The organism is Micromonospora cremea, from assembly GCF_900143515.1.
Lineage (GTDB): Bacteria > Actinomycetota > Actinomycetes > Mycobacteriales > Micromonosporaceae > Micromonospora > Micromonospora cremea.
Genome location: NZ_FSQT01000002.1, coordinates 3,507,816 through 3,529,575, shown reverse-complemented (window position 1 = coordinate 3,529,575; position 21,760 = coordinate 3,507,816). Strand labels below are relative to the sequence as shown.

General features: G+C 74.2%; 14 protein-coding genes. 5 read left to right on the top strand and 9 right to left on the bottom strand.

What is annotated here, in order from left to right; translation table 11 throughout:
- Nucleotides 1-11 precede the first annotated feature (11 nt).
- Complete coding sequence (locus BUS84_RS30045) at nt 12-2,588, bottom strand: GGDEF domain-containing phosphodiesterase (protein ID WP_244298773.1); 2,577 nt, start codon at nt 2,586-2,588, stop codon at nt 12-14.
- A gap of 216 nt (nt 2,589-2,804) precedes the next feature.
- Here BUS84_RS30045 and BUS84_RS30040 point away from each other — a divergent pair, with 216 nt between their 5' ends.
- A complete protein-coding gene (locus BUS84_RS30040) occupies nt 2,805-3,182 on the top strand; it encodes a PH domain-containing protein (RefSeq protein WP_074319212.1) in 378 nt (125 codons plus the stop codon).
- A gap of 12 nt (nt 3,183-3,194) precedes the next feature.
- On the opposite strand, the gene BUS84_RS30035 is transcribed toward BUS84_RS30040, so the two are convergent.
- On the bottom strand, nt 3,195-4,121 hold the full coding sequence (locus BUS84_RS30035; RefSeq protein WP_074317636.1) for a 2-hydroxyacid dehydrogenase: 927 nt from the start codon (nt 4,119-4,121) through the stop codon (nt 3,195-3,197).
- Nucleotides 4,122-4,302: 181 nt separating this feature from the next.
- Here BUS84_RS30035 and BUS84_RS30030 point away from each other — a divergent pair, with 181 nt between their 5' ends.
- The 3 genes from BUS84_RS30030 (at nt 4,303) to BUS84_RS30020 (ending at nt 9,004) form a co-directional block, all read left to right on the top strand.
- The gene (locus BUS84_RS30030; RefSeq protein ID WP_074317634.1) at nt 4,303-6,120 is read left to right on the top strand and encodes a SpoIIE family protein phosphatase; all 1,818 of its coding nucleotides are present in this window, start codon (nt 4,303-4,305) and stop codon (nt 6,118-6,120) included.
- 93 nt (nt 6,121-6,213) lie between these two features.
- Nucleotides 6,214-7,386 carry a PQQ-dependent sugar dehydrogenase gene (locus tag BUS84_RS30025; RefSeq protein WP_074317632.1) on the top strand — a complete coding sequence of 391 codons (1,173 nt, stop codon included), beginning with the start codon at nt 6,214-6,216 and terminating at the stop codon, nt 7,384-7,386.
- A gap of 61 nt (nt 7,387-7,447) precedes the next feature.
- The gene (locus BUS84_RS30020) at nt 7,448-9,004 is read left to right on the top strand and encodes a metallophosphoesterase (RefSeq protein ID WP_074317630.1); all 1,557 of its coding nucleotides are present in this window, start codon (nt 7,448-7,450) and stop codon (nt 9,002-9,004) included.
- A 36-nt stretch (nt 9,005-9,040) separates the two neighbouring features.
- Here the strand turns inward: BUS84_RS30020 and BUS84_RS30015 are convergent, their stop codons facing one another.
- The 6 genes from BUS84_RS30015 to ligA form a co-directional block, all read right to left on the bottom strand.
- Entirely contained in the window at nt 9,041-11,398 is a 2,358-nt protein-coding gene (locus BUS84_RS30015) for a transketolase-like TK C-terminal-containing protein (protein ID WP_074317629.1), read from the bottom strand.
- 120 nt (nt 11,399-11,518) lie between these two features.
- The gene (gene gatB, locus BUS84_RS30010; RefSeq protein ID WP_074317628.1) at nt 11,519-13,018 is read right to left on the bottom strand and encodes an Asp-tRNA(Asn)/Glu-tRNA(Gln) amidotransferase subunit GatB; all 1,500 of its coding nucleotides are present in this window, start codon (nt 13,016-13,018) and stop codon (nt 11,519-11,521) included.
- A gap of 13 nt (nt 13,019-13,031) precedes the next feature.
- Nucleotides 13,032-14,507 carry an Asp-tRNA(Asn)/Glu-tRNA(Gln) amidotransferase subunit GatA gene (gene gatA, locus BUS84_RS30005; protein ID WP_074317627.1) on the bottom strand — a complete coding sequence of 492 codons (1,476 nt, stop codon included), beginning with the start codon at nt 14,505-14,507 and terminating at the stop codon, nt 13,032-13,034.
- The gene (gene gatC / locus BUS84_RS30000; RefSeq protein ID WP_074317625.1) at nt 14,504-14,809 is read right to left on the bottom strand and encodes an Asp-tRNA(Asn)/Glu-tRNA(Gln) amidotransferase subunit GatC; all 306 of its coding nucleotides are present in this window, start codon (nt 14,807-14,809) and stop codon (nt 14,504-14,506) included. Before gatC ends, gatA begins: the two co-directional genes overlap by 4 nt.
- Before the next feature lie 158 nt (nt 14,810-14,967).
- Complete coding sequence (locus tag BUS84_RS29995) at nt 14,968-17,622, bottom strand: putative bifunctional diguanylate cyclase/phosphodiesterase (RefSeq protein WP_074317623.1); 2,655 nt, start codon at nt 17,620-17,622, stop codon at nt 14,968-14,970.
- Nucleotides 17,623-17,769: 147 nt separating this feature from the next.
- Nucleotides 17,770-19,905, bottom strand: coding sequence for an NAD-dependent DNA ligase LigA (gene ligA / locus BUS84_RS29990; protein ID WP_074319211.1), 2,136 nt, complete (start codon nt 19,903-19,905; stop codon nt 17,770-17,772).
- Between the two features lie 210 nt (nt 19,906-20,115).
- On the opposite strand from ligA, the gene BUS84_RS29985 reads away from it, so the two are divergent.
- Nucleotides 20,116-20,652, top strand: a complete 537-nt coding sequence (locus tag BUS84_RS29985) for a type II toxin-antitoxin system PemK/MazF family toxin (protein WP_074319210.1) — start codon at nt 20,116-20,118, stop codon at nt 20,650-20,652.
- An 82-nt stretch (nt 20,653-20,734) separates the two neighbouring features.
- Here the strand turns inward: BUS84_RS29985 and BUS84_RS29980 are convergent, their stop codons facing one another.
- Nucleotides 20,735-21,745, bottom strand: coding sequence for an ADP-ribosylglycohydrolase family protein (locus BUS84_RS29980; RefSeq protein ID WP_074317622.1), 1,011 nt, complete (start codon nt 21,743-21,745; stop codon nt 20,735-20,737).
- Between the last annotated feature and the right edge of the window lie 15 nt (nt 21,746-21,760).

Below are 21,760 nucleotides of genomic sequence, written 5' to 3'. Positions count from 1 at the left end.
GCGGTGAGTGGTCAGCGGGACGTCGAGGGAAACTCCTCGAAGTACGCCTCGACCCGCTCGGCGGTCGCCGGGCGGGCCAGCGCGAAGCCCTGCCCGTACCGGCAGCCGGCCCGGTGCGCCCCCTCGACCTGGGCCGGTGACTCCAGCTCCTCGGCGACGATCTCCACCCCCAGCCGCTCGCCGACGTTGACCACCACGTCGATCAGCGGCGGCTGCCCGTCCGGTCGGGCGCCCACCAGCTCCGGGCCCACCTTGAGCAGGTCGATCGGCAGCCGGCGCAGCTGGGCCAGCGAGGCCTGTTCGGCCCGGAAGTCGTCCAGCGCGGTGCGGACGCCCAGCGACCGCAGGCCGGCCAGCCGGGCCACCACGGTCGGCAGGTCGGCGGCGATCCTCGGCTCAGCCACCTCCACCACCAGCCGCTCCGGCGACACCCCGTACGCGGCCAGTACGGCCGCGGCACGCTGCACGAAGTCGGGCGTGGTCAACTCCCGGGTGGTGACGTTGACCGCCATCCACAGCTCCCGGGTGCCCGCCGACCAGTCGGCCAACTGGCGGCACGCCCGGTCCAACACCCACCACTCCAACTCCCCGACCAGGTCCAGGTCCTCGGCGACCGGCAGCAGCTCAGCCGGGAGCACCGTGCCCAGCACCGGGCTGCGCCAGCGCAGCAGCGCCTCAGCGCCCACCGGCTGCCGGCCGCCCAGGTCGAGCACCGGCTGGTAGACCAGATCCAGCTCGCCACGCGCCACCGCACCCGGCAGCTCACGCTCCAGGTCGAGCCGGCGGACCAACTGCTCCTCGAGGAACGCGTCGTACCACTCGACCCGGTCCCGGCCCAGCTGCACGGCCCGCCGCCGGGCCAGCTCGGCCTGGCGGAGCACGTCCGCCGGTCCGGCGCCGCTCACCTCGGCCAGCCCGATGCTCGCCTGCACCCGCAGCACCGACCCGGCCAGCCGGTAGGGCGGGGTGAGCGCCGTCATCAGCCGGGTGCCCAACGCGTACGCCAGCACCGGGCCGACGGCGGTGACCACCGCGAAGCCGGCACCCGCGCAGCCGGTGACCAGGTCGCCGGGGGCGACGACCGCGCGGGCCCGACGGACCGCCTCGGCCAGCACGTCCTCCCTGGCCGCCGGGCCGATCCCGTCCGCGCCGTGCAGGTCGACCAGCAGCAGCGCGCCGGCTGGCGCCGGCACGTCGCCGATCGCGGCGAGGGCATCCATCAGGGCCGCGCGGTCGCCCGGACCGCCGCCACCTCGCGCGGATCGGGGGCTGAGCGGCGACCACGGCACCGCGCCGTCGGGCGGCCAGGTCGAGCCGATGCTGTTCGAGCTGGCGGGCCGGTCGTCGGGCGCGCCGGCCCGGCGGTCCGGCGCGCCGAGCCAGCGTGGCTGGCTCGCGCGGCGGTGCCGGACGGCCCGGCCGGCACGCCGGCGGTGTGCGGCACGGCGGTCGGGAGTTGCCGTGTCACCGGCGCGCAACAGCTCGCGCAGCACCAGTGGCGGCACCGCGGCCACGGCCAGCAGCACGCTCATCCGGTCCGGCGAACGGCCAGCGCCCAGGTGCAGACCCGCCGCCAGCAGCAGCATCGCCGCCGGGAGCACCGAGCGGGGCCAGGCGGCCGGCTCATCCGTCGCCTCCACGCCGGCGGCATCCATGGCGTCGCCCGCACCCAGCGCGGTGAGCAGCATCCCGAGCACCAGCGGCGGTACGGCCAGCAGGGCCGCCCGACCGGCCGGCGCGGGCGGCAGGGTGGCCAGCAGCGCCAGCCCGACCAGGGTGAGCAGAACTCCACCCCGGCAGATCGCGGCACCCGAGCGCCGATGCGGGCCGGTGAGCGCACTGAGCGCGGCCATGCCCAGCCCGCCGAGCCCCAGTGCCGCGACCAGTCGGGCGGGCACCGGCAGGATGTCCCGGGGCAGCAGCAGCCAGGCGGCGAGGGCCAGCCCCACGGCCGGGCCGGTCGCCTCGATCAGGTGGCGCAGCCGGACCCGGACCGGTGGCCGCGTCCGGTCGGGGAGCCGGCGCAGTCCGGCCGCGGACAGGGCTGCCGCGACCAGCAACCCGACCAGCGCCGCGGTCCGGTGCCCGGTGTCGGCCAGCGGCAGCACGGCGGCGGTGAGGCCGGCCGCCACCACCGCCGCGTCGAGCAGCACGCCCGCCGCACGTGCGGCCACGCGCCGCCGGGTGGCTCGCCCGGCCGGACGTGCCGCCGGCATCCCGCCGGCCGCATCCACGCCCGACGCGGGCGGCGTGGGCCCCGACGGCATCGTGGCGACGGGATCGACTGCGATCGGCCTACCGGGCGGTGCGTCGGCGCGCCACGGTCCGGCGGTCGACGGGTCGGCGGGCGTGACCTCGGTGGGCGACAGCTCGGTGGGGGACGCATCGGTGGGGCGGCGGGTCGCCAGCCGGGAGAGCCGCACCCCGGCGAGCGTGGCGCCCGCGCCACCGGCCAGCGCGATCACCACCGAGGTCGGGACCAGATCAGCGGCACCGGTGAGGACGAGCAGCGCCACCGCCGCGGACACGGCGGCCTCCGGTGCGGCCCGGCGGGGGACGAGGAGGCGGAACGGGTACGCGAGGAGCACGGCGGTCGCCTTCGTGAGGGGCACGGGGGCGGTGCGGCGGTGCGGGGCGCCGGACGTTGCGGGTCCGCTGCCCAACAATCGAGAACGAACGGCGGCCAGATCGGTTACGCGTCGGTCACCCGAAGGAGCCAGTGACCCGTGTCACTGTACGGCCTGCTGACCGGCCGGACACCGCCCGCCGCGAGCCGGACCGGCCGGTGGTGGGATCATCAGAGGGTGAGTACGCCCGACACGGTCCGTTTCCGGTACAACCAAGCCATCCTGGTGGCCGCGGTCATCGCCTTCATCGGCGCCCTGCCGCTGGCCAACGCCCGGGCGTACCTGCTGCCGGTGCTGCTCGTCCCACTCGCCGTCGGCGTGTGGGCCTGGCGGGCCGGCACCGACGCCGACGCCCGGGAGCTGCGCCTGCGGGCGTTGACGGGGCAGCGCCGGATCAGCTGGGACCGGGTCGTCGAGCTGGTCACCGACCAGCGCGGACGGGCGGTCGCCCGGCTCGACGACGGCCAGCAGGTCGTCCTGCCGGCCGTCCGCGGCACGGACCTGCCCCGGCTGGTCTCCGCCACCGGCCAGACGCTGCCCGACACGGCCGGCTGAGACCTCTTCCCGTCAGTACCCGTCGACCACCGTGTTGATCAGCGGCTGACCGGCGGCGAACCGCCGCACCTGATCGCCGACCAGCCGGTAGGCCCGCGGCAGCAGCCCCCGCACCGACCCGGCCACGTGCGGGGTGAGCAGCACGTTCGGCATCGTCCAGAGCGGAGAGTCGGCGGGCAGCGGCTCCGGGTCGGTGACGTCCAGCGCCGCCGCGATCCGGCCGGTGCCCAACTCGGCGACGAGCGCCTCGGTACGGGCCACCGGCCCCCGGGCCGCGTTGACCAGCAGCGCCCCGTCCGGCATCGCGGCGAGGAACTCCTTGTCGATCAGGCCACGGGTCTGGTCGGTGAGCGGCACCAGCACCACCACCACGTCGGCCTCGGGCAGCAGCCGGGGCAGCTCGTCGACGCCGTGCACCCCCTGCTCGGGCCGGGCGGTCCGCGCGACCAGGGTGAAGCTCACCTCGAACGGGGCGAGCCGGTTCCGTACCGCGGTGCCGATCGACCCGGCCCCGACGATGAGCACCCGCTTGCCGGTCAGCTCGTCGGTCGGGGCTTCCTCCTGGAACGCCCACCGCCGGTCGGCCTGCGCCCGGACGAAGGCCGGGAACGCCCGCAGCTGGGCCAGGATCGCGGTGACGACCCACTCGGCGGTGGACGGGTCGTGCACGCCCCGGGCGTCGCACAGCGTGACGCCCGCCGGCATGCGGCCGGCCCAGGCGTCCGCCCCGGCGGAGAGCAGCTGCACCGCCGCCAGATCGGGCAGCTCGTGCAGCAGGGCGGTCGCGTCCGAGCCGGCCAGGAACGGCGGCACCCAGAACCGCACGTCGGCCACCGCCGAGGGCAGCCGGTCGGCGTGCTCGACGACCTCCACCGTCACGTCCGGGGGCAGTTCGCCGATGAGGTTCAGGCCGGCCTGGTGCGGGATCCATACCTTCACGTCCGCCGACGATAGCCTCCGAGGCCGTGGACGGTGCGGGCACGGCGGCAAACGGGGATCCGGAGGTGGCGGCGCGCAGGGCGAGCGAGCCTCGGCACACCGATGTTCAGGCCAGGCGCCGACGAGGTATAACGAGGGGCCGGAGCCCAGTTCGGCCTCCACCCCGGCAGACAGGTTCGCGATGACCGACGGCTCCCCCGCCCGCCCCCGGCGCGCGATCGCCCCACCCCCGGCGCTCAGCGACCCGGCACGGCTGCGGGCGCTCGCCGACACCGGGCTGAACGCCGCCCCGGACGAGGCGTTCGAGCGGTTCGCCCGCCTGGTCAGTGACCTGCTGGACGTTCCGGTCGCGCTGGTCTCCCTGGTCTCCGCCGACCGGCAGTTCTTTCCGGGCGCGGTCGGGTTGCCCGAGCCCTGGGCGGAGCGCCGGCACACCCCGCTGAGCCACTCGTTCTGCCAGCACGTGGTGGACATCGAGGTGCCCATGGTGCTGCCGGACGCCCGGCTCTACCCCCGGGTACGGGACAACCTGGCCATCGACGACCTCGGCATGGTCGCGTACGCGGGGATGCCGCTGACCGACCTCTCCGGCCGGGTGCTCGGCTCACTCTGCGCCATCGACAGCAAACCGCGGGTCTGGACCGCCGGGCAGCTGCAGACGCTGGCCGACCTGGCTGCCGCCTGCTCGTCGGAGCTACGGCTGCGGATCGCGCTGGACGGCGCGCAGGAGGACCGCCGGCGGGTCGTGCAGGCGCACGATCGGCTGGAACTGCTCGCCGGGGTGAGCGAGACGCTGGCCGGCACGCTGGACGTGGGCACGGCGCTGCGCCGGCTCGCCGCCACCATGGTGCCGCTGCTCGCCGACTGGTGCCTGCTCACCCTGGTCGGGCCGACCGGTCTGCCCCGCGAGGTGGTCGCGGTGCACCGCGATCCGGCCCGGACGGCGGACGTCGACCGCTTCGCCGAGCTGCTGCGTACCGGTCTGAGCCCGGAGTCGATCATCCGGGCGGTGCTGCGGACCGGCCAGCCCCGGCTCGGCGGCGTGGCGTCACTGGCCGACGTGACGCGGGGAACCACGAACCCGGAGATGTCGTCGATCGCCGCCCGCCTGGGCATCGCCTCCTACCTGAGCGTGCCGGTGCGGGCCGCCGGCGGCACCGTGCTGGGCGCGATCACCCTCGTGAACGACTCCCAACGCCAGCAGTTCGACGACCGCGACCTGCTCACCGCGGTGGACATCGGCCGCCGGGCCGGACAGGCGATCGGCAACAGCTCGATGTACGGCGAGCAGCGGCACGTCGCCGAGGTCCTGCAGCACAGCATGCTGCCGCGGCTGCCGGTCGTACCCGAGCTGGAGCTGGCGGCCCGCTACCAGCCGGCGGCCGACCGGGTGGCGGTGGGCGGCGACTGGTACGACGCCTTCGTCCAACCCGACGGGGATCTGATCGCCGCGATCGGAGACGTCGCCGGGCACGACATCGAGGCGGCGGCGACCATGGGTCAGCTGCGCAACCTGGTGCGCGGCAACGCGTTCGGCCGGCCGGACACGGTCGGCGAGCTGATGACCCACCTGGACGGCGCGATGCGCGGCCTGCGGCTGCCGATCCCGGCCACCGCGACGCTGGTCCGGATCTGTCCCGAGCGTTCCGGCGCCCGGGAGATGACGTGGTGCAACGCCGGGCACCCGCCGGCCCTGCTGGTCCGCGCCGGCGGGGCGGTGGAGATCCTCGAAGCGCCGCCGGAGCCGCTGCTCGGCCTGGCTCGCCCGTCGCGGCGAACCAGCCGATCGACCAGCCTGGCCGTCGGCGACACCCTGCTGCTCTACACCGACGGGCTGATCGAACGACGGGACCGGTCCATCGACGACGGGCTGGCCGAGCTGGTGGCCCGGCTGGCCGGCACCGACACGCTGCCCCTCGACAAGCTGTGCGACCTGCTGCTCAGCTCGATCCGGCACCGTGAGGACGACACCGCGCTGCTGGCCGTACGGGCTCGCTGAACCGTCCACCCGGGGATCACCGGCCCCACCACCGGCGGCCGGTCGGATCCCGTCGGGCCCGGCCGGGGCGGCCGGCGGGCTACCCTGGGCCGGGTGAGCGCCCGTCCCCCGTACTCTCGCATCCGCCGCCTCCGTGCGGCCCTCGCGGCGTCCTGCGCGGCCCTGCTCCTCACCGCCGGTTGCAGTTTCGGTGAGCCGGAGCCGGACCCGGCCGGTGAGCCGCCCAACCTGCCGACCCCGTCGGCGTCGGCCAGCCCTGGCGGCGCCGGCCAGCAGGCGGTGGCGACCGTGCTCGCCAAGGGGCTGCGGGTGCCCTGGGCCATCGCCTTCCTGCCGGACGGCGGGGCGCTGGTCACCGAGCGGGACAGCGGCCGGATCCTCCAGGTCGGCCCCGAGTCCGGGCCGGACGGGCTGCGGATCCGCGTGGTGCAGACGATCACCGACGTGGCCGCGGCGGGCGAGGGCGGCCTGCTGGGCATCGCCGTCTCCCCCGGCTACGACCGGGACCGGACGCTCTTCGTCTACTACACCACCGAGCAGGACAACCGGGTCGTCCGGTTGCAACTCGGCGGGCAACCCACCCCGATCCTCACCGGCATCCCGAAAGCCAACGTGCACAACGGCGGTGGGCTGGGTTTCGGCCCCGACGGGCAGCTCTACGTCAGCACGGGGGACGCCGGGCAGCGCCCGAACTCCCAGGACGTGAAGAGCCTCGGCGGCAAGATCCTGCGGATCACCCCGGACGGCAAGCCCGCAGCGGGCAATCCGTACCCCGGCTCCCCGGTCTGGTCGCTGGGGCACCGCAACGTGCAGGGCTTCACCTGGGACGCAGCCAAACGGATGTACGCCGTCGAGTTCGGCCAGAACACCTGGGATGAGATCAACCAGATCACCAAGGGTGGCAACTACGGCTGGCCGGAGGTTGAGGGGCGGGTTGACGACAGGCGGTACACGGACCCGATCACCCAGTGGGCGACCTCGGACGCGTCCTGCTCCGGCCTGGCCGCCACGGACCGGCTGCTGGTCACCGGCTGCCTGCGCGGCAAGCGGCTCTGGGTGATGGAGCTGACCGACACGGGCACGCTGCTCGGGCAGCCCAGCGAGCTGCTCACCAACCGGTACGGCCGGCTGCGCGCAGTGGCCGCCGCGCCGGACGGCTCACTCTGGGTGAGCACCTCCAACCACGACGGACGGGGCGCCCCGGCGGCCGACGACGACCGTCTCCTGCGGGTGGTCTTCGCCGGCGGCGACGGCGGTCGCAGCTGATTCGCGTCACCATCCGGTCAGGTTTGCCAAGATCCTCCGACGGGCAGGTCAGACTCTCAGCATGGACGGGCAGCACGACGAGCAGCACGACGGCGCCGGGGACCGGGACGAGCCGGTGACCAGTCCTGCGCCGAGGCGGTCGGTAGGCCGGCCCGGTCCCGTGCGCCGCACCGGGGTCATCCTCGCCGTGCTCGCCGTGGCACTGGCCGGAGCCGTGCTCGGGGTGCTCGCCGGCGGCCGGGTGGACACCGACATCGGGCCGTTCCGGGCCACCCTCACCCTCGCCCCCGCCAGCGCCGGCGGCACTACCGTCGACGTGCCGCCACTCGGCGCGCTGCTGCTCGACAGCCACGACGGGCCCACGCACCTCACCGTGCGACTCGGCGCACTGGACCAGGGGCGCACCGAGGCGCTGATCGACGACCCCGCCAGCATCAGCCGGGCCAGCCAGAGCGCCGTCGAGGACGTCCGGTCCGGGGTGATGCGGCTCGGCCTGCGGACTCTCGCCTCGGCGGTGCTGGTCACCCTGATCCTGGCCGGGCTGGCCTTCCGCGACGTACGGCGCACCGCCTGGGCCGGCGGGCTGGCGCTCCTGGTCACCGCCGGCAGCCTCGGCACGGCGGCGGCCACCCTGCGCCCGCAGGCGATAGAGGAGCCGCGCTACGAGGGGCTGCTGGTCAACGCGCCGGCCATCGTCGGTGACGCCCGCCGGATCGCCAACGACTACACCAAGTACGCCGAGCAGCTGCAACGCATCGTCGGCAACGTCAGCCAGCTCTACACCACGGTGTCGGCGCTGCCGGTGTTCGAGCCGGCCCCGGGCACCACCCGGGTCCTGCACATCTCGGACCTGCACCTCAACCCGACCGCCTGGCAGCTGATCCGGACGGTGGTGGAGCAGTTCGACATCGACGTGGTGATCGACACCGGGGACATCACCGACTGGGGCAGCGAGCCGGAGGCGTCCTTCGTCGGCTCGATCGGCCTGCTGAAGAAGCCGTACGTCTTCATCCGGGGCAACCACGACTCCGGCCGGACCGGCGCCGCGGTGGCCCGCCAACCGAATGCGATCGTGCTGAACAACTCGACGACCACGGTCGCCGGGCTGACCATCGCCGGCATCGGCGACCCCCGCTTCACCCCGGACAAGAACACGTCGCCGGCCGGCAGCGGGCTGACCCAGCAGGTTGCCGACCAGGTGATCGGAGCCGGCGAACAGCTCGCCACGACCGTGCGCCGCTCACCACGGCCGGTGAACATCGCGCTGGTGCACGACCCGGCGTCGGCCGGGCCGCTCGCCGGCACCTGCCCGCTGGTGCTCGCCGGGCACACCCACGCCCGCCAGATCTCCAAGCTGCCCCAGGCCCCCGGCCAGCAGCCCACCACGCTGATGGTGGAGGGCTCCACCGGCGGCGCCGGGCTTCGGGGTCTGGAGGGTGAGAAGCCGACCCCGCTGTCGATGAGCGTGCTCTACTTCGACCAGCAAAAGATGCTCCAGGCGTACGACGACATCACCGTCGGCGGCACCGGGCAGGCCCAGGTCAACCTGGAACGGCACGTGGTGGACGGCCCGACCGCCGGGCCGTCCCCCTCGGTCACTCCCACCCCGACCCGCTGAACGCGGGCCGGGGCCGCACCGTCGGGAACTCGGGCGTCAGCGCAGGGCGAGGGCGGCCAGGGCGGCGTTGACGATGCTGCCGGGCAGCAGGTCGTGCAGCTCGTACAGCTCCGCCACGGTGCCGGACTGACCGAACTCGTCCACCCCGAGGGGCACCGCCGGGGCGCCGACCGCCGATCCGAGCCAGGCCATCGCGTGCGACGCGGCGTCGTGCACGGTCACCACCGGCACCCGGTCGGCGAACGCGGACCGCAGCGCGCCCGGCACGCTCGGCACCGTCGCCGTCCGCACACCCTGGCGCAGCGTGCGCTGCCAGGCCCGGTAGAGCCGATCCAGCGAGGTCACGTCCACCACGTGCGCGGCGACGCCCTCCTCGGCCAGTTCGGCGGCGGCGGCCAGCACCTCGGGCAGCACCGCACCCGAGGCGGCCAGCTGCACCACCGGGGCGTCGGCCAGGTGCGGGTACGCCTGGTGGGCGTCGACCAACCGGTACGCCCCGGCCACCACCTGCCGGCGCAGCACCGCGTCGCCGAGCCGAGCCCGGGCCGCCTCGAACGGCGCCTGGTCCAGCGGCCGGGTGCTCAGCCGGAAGTAGTACGCCCCGTCCTCGGTCGGCGCGGCGGTGGCGGCCGGGGCCGACCCGCCGGCGATCCGCCCGAGCGCGTCGCAGAGCAGCCAGTCCAGGCTGGTCGCGTACGCCGGCTCGACGAAGGTCACCCCGGGCAGCTCCAGCCCGACGGAGGCGGTGATGGTGGACTGGTGGGCGCCGCCCTCCGGGGCCAGGGTGATGCCCGACGGGGTGCCGGCGACCACGAACCGGGAGCCGGAGTAGGTGCCGTACAGGAACGCGTCCAGGCCCCGCAGCACGAACGGGTCGTAGACCGTGCCCACCGGCAGCAGCGGCTGCCCGGACAGATCCCAGGACAGGCCGAGCTGGCCGAGCAGCAGGAACAGGTTCATCTCCGAGATGCCCAGCTCGATGTGCTGCCCCGCGGGGCTCTCCGTCCAGCGCAGCATCCGGTCCTCGGTCCAGGAACGCTGCTCGGTCGGGGCGAACACCCCGGTCTTGTTGATGAACCCGGCGAGGTTGGTGGAGGTGGCCACGTCCGGTGCCGTCGTCACCAGGTAGCGGCCGACCTCCCGGTCCCGAGCCAGGTCCACCAGCACCCGGCCGAAGACCTCCTGCGTGGAGATCGGCTTGGCCGCGCGTACTCCTGTGCTCTCCGGAACCGTGACCCCCAGCGCCCGCTCGCGGGGCGCGCGGGACAGCGCCTCCCGGCGGGCGCCGGCCCGGATGCCGGCGGGTGACGCCGGGTCGAGGCGATCCCACTCGGTCTCGCGGGTCAGCCCCTGCGCGGCGCGCAACGCGTCGACCTGCTCGGTGCTGAGCAGCGCCGAGTGGTTGCGCGGGTTGCCGGCGATGGGCAACCCCCACCCCTTGACCGTGTACGCGAAGACGACGCTGGGCCGGTCGGTGACCGCGTCGCACTGGGCGTACGCGTCGAGCATCGCCTGCAGGTCGTGCCCGCCGAGGTCGGTGACGAGCGGGCCCAGCTCCTCGTCGGCGACGTCGGCGATCAGCTCGGCGATGCCGGACGGCGCGCCGTCCAGGAACTGCTTGCGCAGCGCCGTGCCGGCCAGCCCGAACAGCGACTGGTACTGCTCGTTGGGCATCGCGTCGATCCAGTCGCGCAGCGCTTCGCCGCCGGGCCGGGCGTACGCCTCGGCGAGCCGGCGGCCGTACTTGACCTCCACGACGTGCCAGCCGGCCGCCTCGAACTGGCCGCGCCACTGGTTGATCCGGATGCCGGGCACCACCCGGTCCAGCGACTGGCGGTTGAAGTCGACCAGCCACATGACGTTGCCCAGGCCGGTGGTGGCGGGGTCGGCGACCGCCTCCCAGATGTTGCCCTCGTCCAGCTCGGCGTCGCCGATCAGCGCGACGAACCGGGAGTGCGGGCGGGCGCCGAAGTGCGCGTCGACGTAACGCCGGGTGGCGGCGGCGAAGAGCGGCGCCGCGGCGCCGAGACCGACCGAACCGGTGGAGAAGTCCACCTCGTCGGGGTCCTTGGTGCGCGACGGGTACGACTGGAGGCCGCCCCGGGCCCGCAGCCGCGGCAGGTACGAGCGGTCCAGGTTGCCGAGCAGGTACTGGATGGCGTGGAACACCGGGGAGGCGTGCGGCTTGACGGCGACTCGGTCCTCGGCGTCCAGGTGCGCGAACCAGAGCGCGGTCATCGCGGTGACCAGGGAGGCGCTGGACGCCTGGTGCCCGCCGACCTTCACCCCGTCGCCGGTGACCCGGTCGTGGTTGGCGGCGTCCACGATCCGGGTGGCGAGCCAGAGCACCCGCCGCTGGATCTCGTCGAGGACATCGAGGTCGTGCTGGTTCACGGTGACTCCATCCGGGCGTCGTCGTTGACGCCCTCGCGAGGGGGACGCGGGGTGGCCGCGTACGCGACAGCGGTTACAGGCCGCCGCCGGGTCACGGCGACGGCCTGCTCCGGGCGGGTTTCAGCCCTGGACGCCGAGGCGCTCCAGGACCAGCTCGCGGACGGTCTTCGCGTCGGCCTGGCCGCGCGTGGTCTTCATGACCGCGCCGACCAGCGCGCCGGCCGCGGCGACCTTGCCGCTACGGATCTTGTCCGCGATGCCGGGGTTGGCGGCGATCGCCTCGTCCACCGCGGCGGTGAGCGCGCCGGTGTCCGACACGACCTCCAGGCCCCGGTTGGTCATGATCTCGGTGGGCGAGCCCTCACCGTCGACCACGCCCTCCAGCACCGCGCGGGCCATCTTGTCGTTGAGCTTTCCGGCGTCGACCAGGCCCTGCAACTCGGCGACCTGGGCCGGGGTGGCGCCGATGTCAGCCAGCTCCACGCCGCTCTCGTTGGCCCTGCGGGACAGCTCGCCGAGCCACCACTTACGGGCGGCGGCCGGCGTGGCGCCGGCGGCGACGGTCGCCTCGATCAGCTCGACCGCACCGGCGTTCAGCACCGACTGCATGTCCAGGTCGGACAGGCCCCACTGCTGCTGGAGGCGGCGCCGGTGCACCCGCGGCAGCTCCGGCAGGGCGGCCTTCAGCTCCGCGACCCAGGCCGGGTCCGGGGCGATCGGCGCCAGGTCCGGCTCCGGGAAGTACCGGTAGTCGGTCGCGGTCTCCTTGGAGCGTCCCGGGGTGGTGTCGCCGGTGTCCTCGTGGAAGTGCCGGGTCTCCTGCGTGATCCGGCCGCCGGCGTCCAGCACCGAGGCCTGCCGCAGCATCTCCGAGCGGACCGCCCGCTCCACCGAGCGCAGCGAGTTGACGTTCTTGGTCTCGGTGCGGGTGCCCCACTCCTGCCCCGGCAGGTTGAGCGAGGTGTTCACGTCGCAGCGCAGCGAACCCTCCTCCATCCGCACGTCCGAGACGCCGAGAGTGCGGATCACGTCCCGCAGTTCGGTGACGTACGCCCGGGCCACGTCGGGCGCGAGCGCGCCGGTGCCCGGGATGGGCTTGGTGACGATCTCGACCAGCGGAATGCCGGCCCGGTTGTAGTCGACCAGCGACTCGGTCGCGCCGTGGATGCGGCCGGTGGCGCCACCGACGTGCAGCGTCTTGCCGGTGTCCTCCTCCAGGTGCACCCGCTCGATCTCGATCCGCACCGTCTCGCCGTTGACCTCGACGTCCAGGTAGCCGTCGACGCAGATCGGCTCGTCGTACTGGCTGATCTGGAAGTTCTTCGGCATGTCCGGGTAGAAGTAGTTCTTCCGGGCGAACCGGCACCACTCGGCGATGGAGCAGTTCAGCGCCAGGCCGATCCGGATGATCGCCTCGATGGCCGCCTTGTTGGCCACCGGCAGCGAACCAGGCAGGCCCAGGCAGACCGGGCAGACCCGGGTGTTCGGCTCGCCACCGAAGTCGGTCGGGCAGCCGCAGAACATCTTGGTGTTCGTGCCCAGCTCGACGTGGGTCTCCAGGCCGATCACCGGTTCGTAGCGCGCGACGACCTCGTCGTACGCGGGCAGCGTCGTCGTCATCTGGGCTCCTGCCTCACAGTGCCGGTGGGGTGAACGTGCCGACCGCGGACTCCAGCGCGGCGGCGACCCGGTACATCCGGTCGTCGGCCATCGTCGGGGCCATCACCTGCAGGCCGACGGGCAGCCCCTCGGAGAGGCCGCAGGGCACCGAGATGCCCGGTCCGCCGTACAGGTTCGTCGGGATGGTGAACAGGTCGGCCAGGTACATCTGGTACGGGTCGGCGGTGCGCGCGCCCATCGGGAACGCCACGGACGGGGTGGTCGGCGAGATCAGGGCGTCGACCCGCTCGAACGCGGCGGTGAAGTCCCGCGTGATCAGCGTCCGGACCTTCTGCGCCTGCCCATAGTACGCGTCGTAGTAACCCGACGACAGCGCGTACGTGCCAATCATGATCCGGCGCTTGACCTCGGGGCCGAAACCGGCCTCCCGGGTCAGCGACATGACCTCCTCCAGCGACCGGTTGCCGTCGTCGCCGACCCGCAGGCCGAACCGGACGCCGTCGAACCGGGCCAGGTTGGAGGAGCACTCGCTCGGGGCGATCAGGTAGTACGCGGGCAGCGCGTAGGCGAAGGTCGGGCAGGACACGTCGACGATCTCCGCACCCAGCTTGGCCAGCGCGTCCACCGCCTCGCGGAACGCGGCCATCACGCCCGGCTCGGCGCCCTCACCGACGAACTCGCTGACGATGCCGAGCCGCACGCCGGTCAGGTCACCGGTCGCGCCGAGCTTCGCCGCGGCCACCACGTCCGGCACCGGCTGCGGGATCGAGGTGGAGTCGCGCGGGTCGTGCCCGCCGATCACCTGGTGCAGCAGGGCCGCGTCGAGCACCGTACGGGCGCACGGGCCGGGGGTGTCCAGCGACGAGGAGAAGGCGACCAGCCCGTAGCGGGAGGTGCCGCCGTAGGTGGGCTTCACGCCGACGGTGCCGGTGACCGCGCCGGGCTGGCGGATCGAGCCGCCGGTGTCCGAGCCGATCGCCAGCGGCGCCTCGTACGCGGCCAGCGCGGCGGCGCTGCCGCCACCTGAGCCGCCCGGGATCCGGCTCAGGTCCCACGGGTTGTGCGTCGCGCCGTACGCCGAGTATTCGGTGGAGGAGCCCATCGCGAACTCGTCCATGTTCGTCTTGCCGAGCATCACCGTGCCGGCCTCACGCAGCCGCTGCACGATCGTCGCGTCGTACGGCGGGCGCCAGCCCTCCAGGATCTTCGACCCCACGGTGGTCGGCACGCCCCGGGTGGCGAGCACGTCCTTCACCGCGACCGGCACGCCGGCCAGCGGGCCCAGCTCCTCGCCGGCGGCCCGGCGCTCGTCCACGGCGCGGGCGGCGGCCAGCGCGCCGTCGGTGTCCACGTGCAGGAAGGCGTGCACCCGGTCGTCGACCGCGGCGATCCGGTCCAGGTGGGCGCGGGTCACCTCGACGGCGGAGGTCTCGCCGCCAGCGACCAGGGCGGCGATCTCCGTCGCGGTCATTCTGGTCAGGTCGCTCATGAGGCCACATCCTCACTCAGGATCCGCGGTACGCGGAACCGCTGGTCCTCGACGTCGGGTGCGCCCGACAGCACCTCCTGCGGGGTCAGGCACGGCGTGACCACGTCCTCGCGGAAGATGTTGGTCAGCGGCACCGAGTGCGAGGTCGGCGGGATGTCCGCCGCGGCGACCTCGCCGACCTGGGCGACCGCCTGGAGGATCACGTCGAGCTGGCCGGCGAACATGTCCAGCTCCTCCTCGGTGACGGCGAGCCGCGACAGGCGCGCCAGGTGCGCGACCTCCTCGCGGGAGATGGCGGCCATCCGTGCCCCCTTCTGATGTCCTGCTGGTCGGGCGGTGTGCCGATCGCGCGACGGGTGGAGCGTGACGCGCGGTGACCGGAGCGAGTCTATTGTTCCGCTCCGGTGCCGCGTCCACGACTCCCCCTCCGCCGGCCTCTCGCGCCGCGTCGGCGGGCGGGTCAGCGGGTCGGACGACGGCCGGCGTCCGGCTCCGGGCCGCCGCTCGGGCGGACCGGTCGGTACCGGGCCAGCCAGGTGACCAGCTCCTCGGCGGGCATCGGTCGGGCGTAGAACCAGCCCTGCGCGGCGTCGCAGCCGGCGGCGTGCAGCATCCGCCAGGTCCGCTCGTCCTCCACGCCCTCGGCGACCACCCGCAGCCCCAGCGCGCCGGCCAGCTCGATCATCGACCGGACGATCGCCGCGTCGTCGGCGTCGTCGGCCATGCCCAGCACGAACGAGCGGTCCACCTTCACCTCGGACAGCGGTAGCCGACGCAGGTGCTGCAGTGAGGAATACCCGGTGCCGAAGTCGTCCAGGGCTATGGCCACCCCGATCCGGTGCAGCCGGGAGATCGTGGCCAGCACCCGGCGCGGGTCGGCCATCAGGGCACCCTCGGTGATCTCCAGTTGCAGCCGCTCGGCCGGCACCCCGTAGCGGCTCAGCCGGTCGGCGATCTGGTCGGCGATCTCGCCGGTGTGCAGGTCACGCACGCTCACGTTCAGTGCCGCCCGCAGCCCGATGCCGGCCGCCGACCACTTGGCGAGCTGCTCCACCACGTCGTCGACCACCCGCCGGGTGAGCAGTCGCATCACCGCGCTCTGCTCGGCCACCCGGATCAGCTCCTCCGGGTCGACCATCCCCCGCCGTGGGTGCCGCCAGCGCAGCAGCGCCTCGACGCCGACCACCTCGCCGGTCGCGATGGCGATCTGCGGCTGGTAGTACATGGTGATCTCGCCGGCGTCGTCGGCCGTCTCACCGCCGGAGTGCGCCCAACCGGTCGGCCCGAGCGGCACGTCCGGCGTGGCCGGCCCGACGTCACGTCGCGGACCGGCGCCGCCGCCAGCCAGCGCGGACACCGCGCCCCCGTTCGGCGATCGCCGTCCCTGCCCGCCCCCGGCGCGCCGGTCCCGGACCGGGCCCGGGCGGGTGCCGGCGACCGTGGCGCGGGTGTTCCGGCCACGGATCGGGTCGGCGCCGGTGGCGATCCGGTTGATCAGCTCGTCGGCGTGCGTCAGCTCGGTGCCCGGCCGGCGGCGGCGCCCCCACCACCGGCCGCCGGACGGCGGGAGCGCGGCGACCACCGGCGACGCGTCCTCGTGCGGCGCGGCCTCGGCGGGGCGCAGGTCACCGCTGGGCAGCGCCGCACCATCCCCGCCGCGCACCTCCGCCGCCGTGCCGAGGGGTAGGTCGGCCGCCCGCTCGGCGCCACCCGACTCGGCCGCCCCCGCGTCCCGGTCGTCCTCGTCGGCCGTTCCCGCCGGCCGGGCGTGTCCCGCCGGCTCGGCGTCCAGCGGGTCGTCGACCGACGGGCCGGACTCCAGTACCCGGCGCAGGTCGGCGAGGAGGCTGAGCCGCTCGGCGGAGTTGTGATCGGATGCCGGGGCGTAGACGGCCACCGTGTCGTTGCGGTGCTTGGCGTCGTACATCGCCACGTCGGCGTGGCGCATCAGGGTGGCGAAGTCCTCGCCGTGCTCCGGGAAGAGCGCGATCCCGATCGAGCCGCCCACGTCCAGTGGCAGCCCGTCCAGCGGCACCGGCTCGGCCAGCGCCGCGACCACCCGGTCGGCCAGGTCACGCGCCTGGCTCGCGTCGGTCAGCCCGGTCATCACGATGGCGAACTCGTCGCCGCCGAGCCGGGCGATCATCTGCGGGCGGGGCTCCACGTCGGTGAGTCGGGCGCTGACCTCGACGAGCAGCCGGTCGCCCACGGCGTGCCCGAGCGCGTCGTTGACGTTCTTGAAGCGGTCCAGGTCGATCAGCAGCAGCGCCAGGTGCCCATCGGGTTCGCCGCGAGCGGTCCGCTCGGCGTGCAGGTGCACCTGCTCCGCCACCTCGGCCAGCAGGGCCTTGCGGTTGGGCAGCCCGGTGAGCGGGTCCGCGGCGGCGAGGTGCTGCTGCTCGACGGTCAGCCGGGCCATCCGGTACACGGCGAAGAGCGGCACCAGCACCAGCGGAATCAGCGCCGCGCTGACCCGCGCCGCGGCGACCAGCACCGGGGCGAGCAGCAGCAGTGAGCCCGTGGAGAGCAGTTCGAAACCGAGGCCCTGCCGGACGGTGGGCCACCACCGGTCGCCGAAGCGCAGCCGTACCGCCCAGCTGACCAGCCCGTAGTTGACCACGAACCAGGCCACCGTGGCGCCGCCGACGGCGACCACGTCGGTCCAGTGCAACCGACCGCCGGAGAAGACGATGCCCGGCCCGAGCTGGAGGATCCCGTACGCGGCGGCGAGGGCGCAGGCGTACTGGCCGACGTTGAACGCCGTCCGCCACGCGGCGTGCCGCATCCGCCAGCCCGAGACGACCACCCCGACCGCCTGCACCGCCACCGCCGGGCCGAGCCCCCAGCCGAGCAGGATCGCGAAGGTGAAGCAGGTGGACGGGAAGACCGCGGAGGACTGCCGGCGCCCCGGGGGCACGAACGGGCGGGCGTCGCAGACCAGCGCGAGCGCGGCCATCGTCCAGAACGCCACCGGCAGCCGGGACAGCTCGGCCGGGAGCGTCGCGAGTGGACCGGCGGCGGTCAACGCGGCGACCGCCAGGATGCTGACGATGAAGGCGGTGAACGGCGCCACCCGTCCGGGCGGGACGGAGTTGCGCGGGTCGGCGACCTCCATCACACCTCCCGACCAACGGTCGGCGTGCCCGTATGCACGCCGTGACCCAATGAAACGCCCTCAGCCCCGGGTTTCCCGGTATGACAGTCACGAATCGGTCGTAGTCGTAATTAAGTTGGTATGCGCGGCCAGCGGTCGCCGGAGCGGTCAGCCCTCCAGCCGGGCGACGTCCCGCGCGGCGTCCGGACCCGCGTCCAGCAGCAGCCGGAACCCGTCCTCGTCGAGCACCGGCACCTTGAGGCTGGCCGCCTTGTCGGCCTTGGACCCCGGGTTGTCCCCTACCACCACGAAGCTCGTCTTCTTGGAGACCGAGCCGCTGACCTTGCCGCCCCGGCTCTGCACCGCCTCGGCGGCCTGGTCACGGGAGAAGCCGGCGAGCGTGCCGGTCACCACCACGGTCAGCCCCTCCAACGGGCGCGGCCCCTCGTCGACCGCCTCCTCGGCCATCCGTACGCCCGCCTCGGCCCACTTGCGGACCACGTCGCGGTGCCAGTCCACGGCGAACCACTCCCGGATGCTGGCCGCGATCGTCGGACCGACCCCGTCGACCGAGGAGAGCTCCTCCTCGCTGGCCGCGTCGATGGCCTCCATGGAGCGGAAGTGCCGGGCGAGCGCCTGGGCCGCGGTCGGGCCGACATGCCGGATGGAGAGCGCCACCAGCACCCGCCACAGGTCGCGCTCCCGGGCCACGGCCAGATTGTCCAGCAGCTTGACCGCGTTGCTGCCCAGGCTGCCGTCCTTGTTGACGAAGAACGGGGACCGCGCCAGCTGCTCGGCGTCGAGCTGGAAGAGGTCCGCCTCGTCGGCGATGATCTCCGCGTCCAGCAGCGCCGCCGCGCCCTTGTAGCCGAGCACCTCGATGTCGAACGCGCCGCGGCCGGCGAGGTGGAACACCCGTTCGCGTAGCTGGGCGGGACAGCTGCGGGTGTTGGGGCAACGAATGTCGACGTCGCCCTCCTTGGCCGGTGCGAGCGGGGTGCCGCAGGCCGGGCAGGTGGTCGGCATGACGAACGGCCGCGCGTCGGCAGGGCGCAGGTCGACCACCGGGCCGAGCACCTCGGGAATCACGTCGCCGGCCTTGCGCAGCACCACGGTGTCGCCGATCAGCACACCCTTACGCTCCACCTCACGGGCGTTGTGCAGGGTGGCGAGCGCGACGGTGGAGCCGGCCACCCGCACCGGTTCGAGCACGGCGAACGGGGTGACCCGCCCGGTGCGCCCCACGTTGACGTCGATGTCGAGCAGCTTGGTGGTGACCTCCTCCGGCGGGTACTTGAAGGCGATCGCCCAGCGCGGGGCGCGGCTGGTCGACCCGAGCCGACCCTGGATGGACACCGGGTCGACCTTGACCACCACGCCGTCGATCTCGTGCTCGACGTCGTGCCGGTGCTCGGCGTAGTAGGCGATGTACTCGGCCACGCCGGCCAGATCCGGCACCACCCGCCACCGGTCACTGGTCGGCAGGCCCCACGCCTTCAGCGCCGCGTACGACTCGGACTGGGCGGTGGGCTGGAACCCGCGGCGGGCGCCGATGCCGTGCACCACCAGACGCAGCGGCCGGGAAGCGGTGATCCGTGGGTCCTTCTGCCGCAGGCTGCCGGCGGCGGCGTTGCGCGGGTTGGCGAACGGGGCTCGGCCCTGCTCGACCAGGCCGGCGTTGAGGTCGGCGAACGCGGCGATCGGGAAGTAGATCTCGCCCCGGACCTCCAGTAGCCCGGGAATGTCCGGGAACTCGGCGGACGGGGTGAGCTGGCTCGGCACGTCCCGGATGCTGCGCACGTTGGCGGTGACGTCCTCGCCGGTGCGGCCGTCACCCCGGGTGGCCGCCCGGACCAGCCGGCCATCCTCGTAGGTCAGGTTGATCGCCAACCCGTCGACCTTCAGCTCGCAGAGGTAGGGCGCCGGGCCGCCGGCGTCCCGCTCGACCCGCTCGGCCCAGGCGGCCAGCTCCTCGTCGGCGAAGGCGTTGTCCAGCGAGAGCATCCGCTCGGCGTGGGTGACCGGGGTGAAGTCGGTGGAGAAGGTGCCGCCCACCCGCTGGGTCGGCGAATCCGGTGTGCGCAGTGCCGGGAACTCATCCTCCAGCGCCTCCAGCTCACGCAGCTGCCGGTCGAACTCGGCGTCGGCGATGATCGGCGCGTCCAGCACGTAGTAGCGGTACTGATGCTCGGTCAGCTCGCGGCTGAGCGTGGCGTGCCGCTCCCGAGCTTGCGGCGTCGGCTCGGCGCCGGCCGCCGCCTCCTGCGCCGGGCTGACCTGCTGACCGATCTGCTCCTCGGACACACCGCCACCTTCGGACACGCCTGCGACCTCCCTGATCACGCTACTCCGGCACGGTATCGGCCCGGTGGGACAAACAGTCGCCCACCCGCACCCAGCGTTCTCGTCATCACGAGAACGCGGTGCGTGGTTGGCGCGCGGCGGGGTGATCGGCGTGCGAGGATCGCCGGACGACGGGGGCCGGTGGGCCGCCGGACGATGGCGGAGGTACCGATGCCCGAGGCCCTGCTCTGGGCGGTGGCGATCCTGCTGGCGGTGGCGGCCGGCTGGGCGTGGAACAGCTGGCGGCACCGGGTCGCGAACCGTCGCTCGGGCAGCCGGCCGGGCTCGGCCCGCACCGGCGGACGTCGCCCCGCGCCGCCGCGACCCCGCGCCGCCGACCGGCCGGCCACCAGGCCCCGGTCGCGCGACGCCGCTCGGGGGGCGGGCACGCCGGCGCCGGGCGAGATCTGGTGGGCCGACGTGCCGTACGCCGACGGCAGCGGGTCGAAGGTGCGGCCGTGTCTGGTGCTGCGCGCCGACTCCCGGGGCGCCGACGTACTGAAGATCACCAGCCAGGACAAGAGCGACCGGGACGACCACGTCCGCATCCCCACCCGGGACTGGGACCCCGGCGCCGAGCACGACAGCTACCTGAGCCTCACCGAGCCGACCCGGATCAGCTCGGCCGCCTTCGCCGACCGCGCCGGCAACTGCGACGCCGACCTGTGGCGGTCGGTCCGCAGCCTGAACCACCTGCCGACCCGCTGACCGTCTGCCGCCCCGCCGGGCCTTCGCCGGTCACCCGGCTCGGTCCGGCCAGGCAGGACAGCTCCGGGAGCGGGGACGAGGATCAGTCCCAGGCCGCGCCGAGCGTGGCGAGCTGGTCGGCGTACTCGATCCGGTCGGCCCACCCCGGCGGCCAGGCGGTCATCCCGGCGGCCGCGCCCACGAAGGCGCCGGCCAGAGCGGCGATCGAGTCGGAGTCCCCGGCGGTGGTCGCACCCCGGGCCAGCGCCGCGACCGGGTCGTCGGCGTGCCGTACGGCGCAGAGCAGAGCGGTCGCCAGCGCCTCCTCGGCCACCCAGCCCTCCCCGGTGGCCCGGCACGGGTCACCGCCGTCGTCCGGCTGGCCCAGGGCGGCCGTCAGCCGGCCCAGCACCGCCAGGCACTCATCCCAGCCCCGCGCGATGAAGTCCTCCGCGGTGCCGACCCCGGCGCGCTGCCAGAGGTCACCCAGCCACTGTTCCCGGTACACGCGGCGCTGCGTCCGCGCCCGCTCGGTGAGAATCGCGGGAAGCTCGGCGAGCGTGGCGCCCCCGCGCAGGGCGAAGACCGCGTACGCGGTGAGCTCGCTGGCCGCCAGCCCGGTCGGGTGGCCGTGGGTCAACCCGGCCTGCAACTGAGCCAGCCCGGCCAGCGTGTCCAGGTCCACATCGAGCAAGCCGACCGGCGTCACCCGCATGTTGGCACCGCACCCCTTGGACGCGGTCACCGTCGCCTCCTGCCAGCGGAGCCCGCGACCCAGCTCGGCGCAGGCGCGAAGGCAGGTCATGCCGGGGGCGCGATTGTTGTCCGGGCTGACCGCCCAGGCCAGGAAGCGCCGCCGGAGCAGCGGCTCCACCCCCTTCGGGGTGAGCGACGGAGCCTCGTGCAGCGCCCAGCCCACCGCCAGCGCCATCTGGGTGTCGTCGGTGACCAGCGCCGGCTCGCCGGACAGGTCACGTGGACCGGCCGGACCGTACCGGTGCTCGATTTCGGCGACGGTCAGGAATTCGGTCGGCTTGCCGATCGCGTCACCATAGGCAAGGCCGAAGAGCGAGCCAGAGGCGCGCAGCAGAGGGTCGTGGGCCACGGCGGCCATGATGCCCGGCCGACG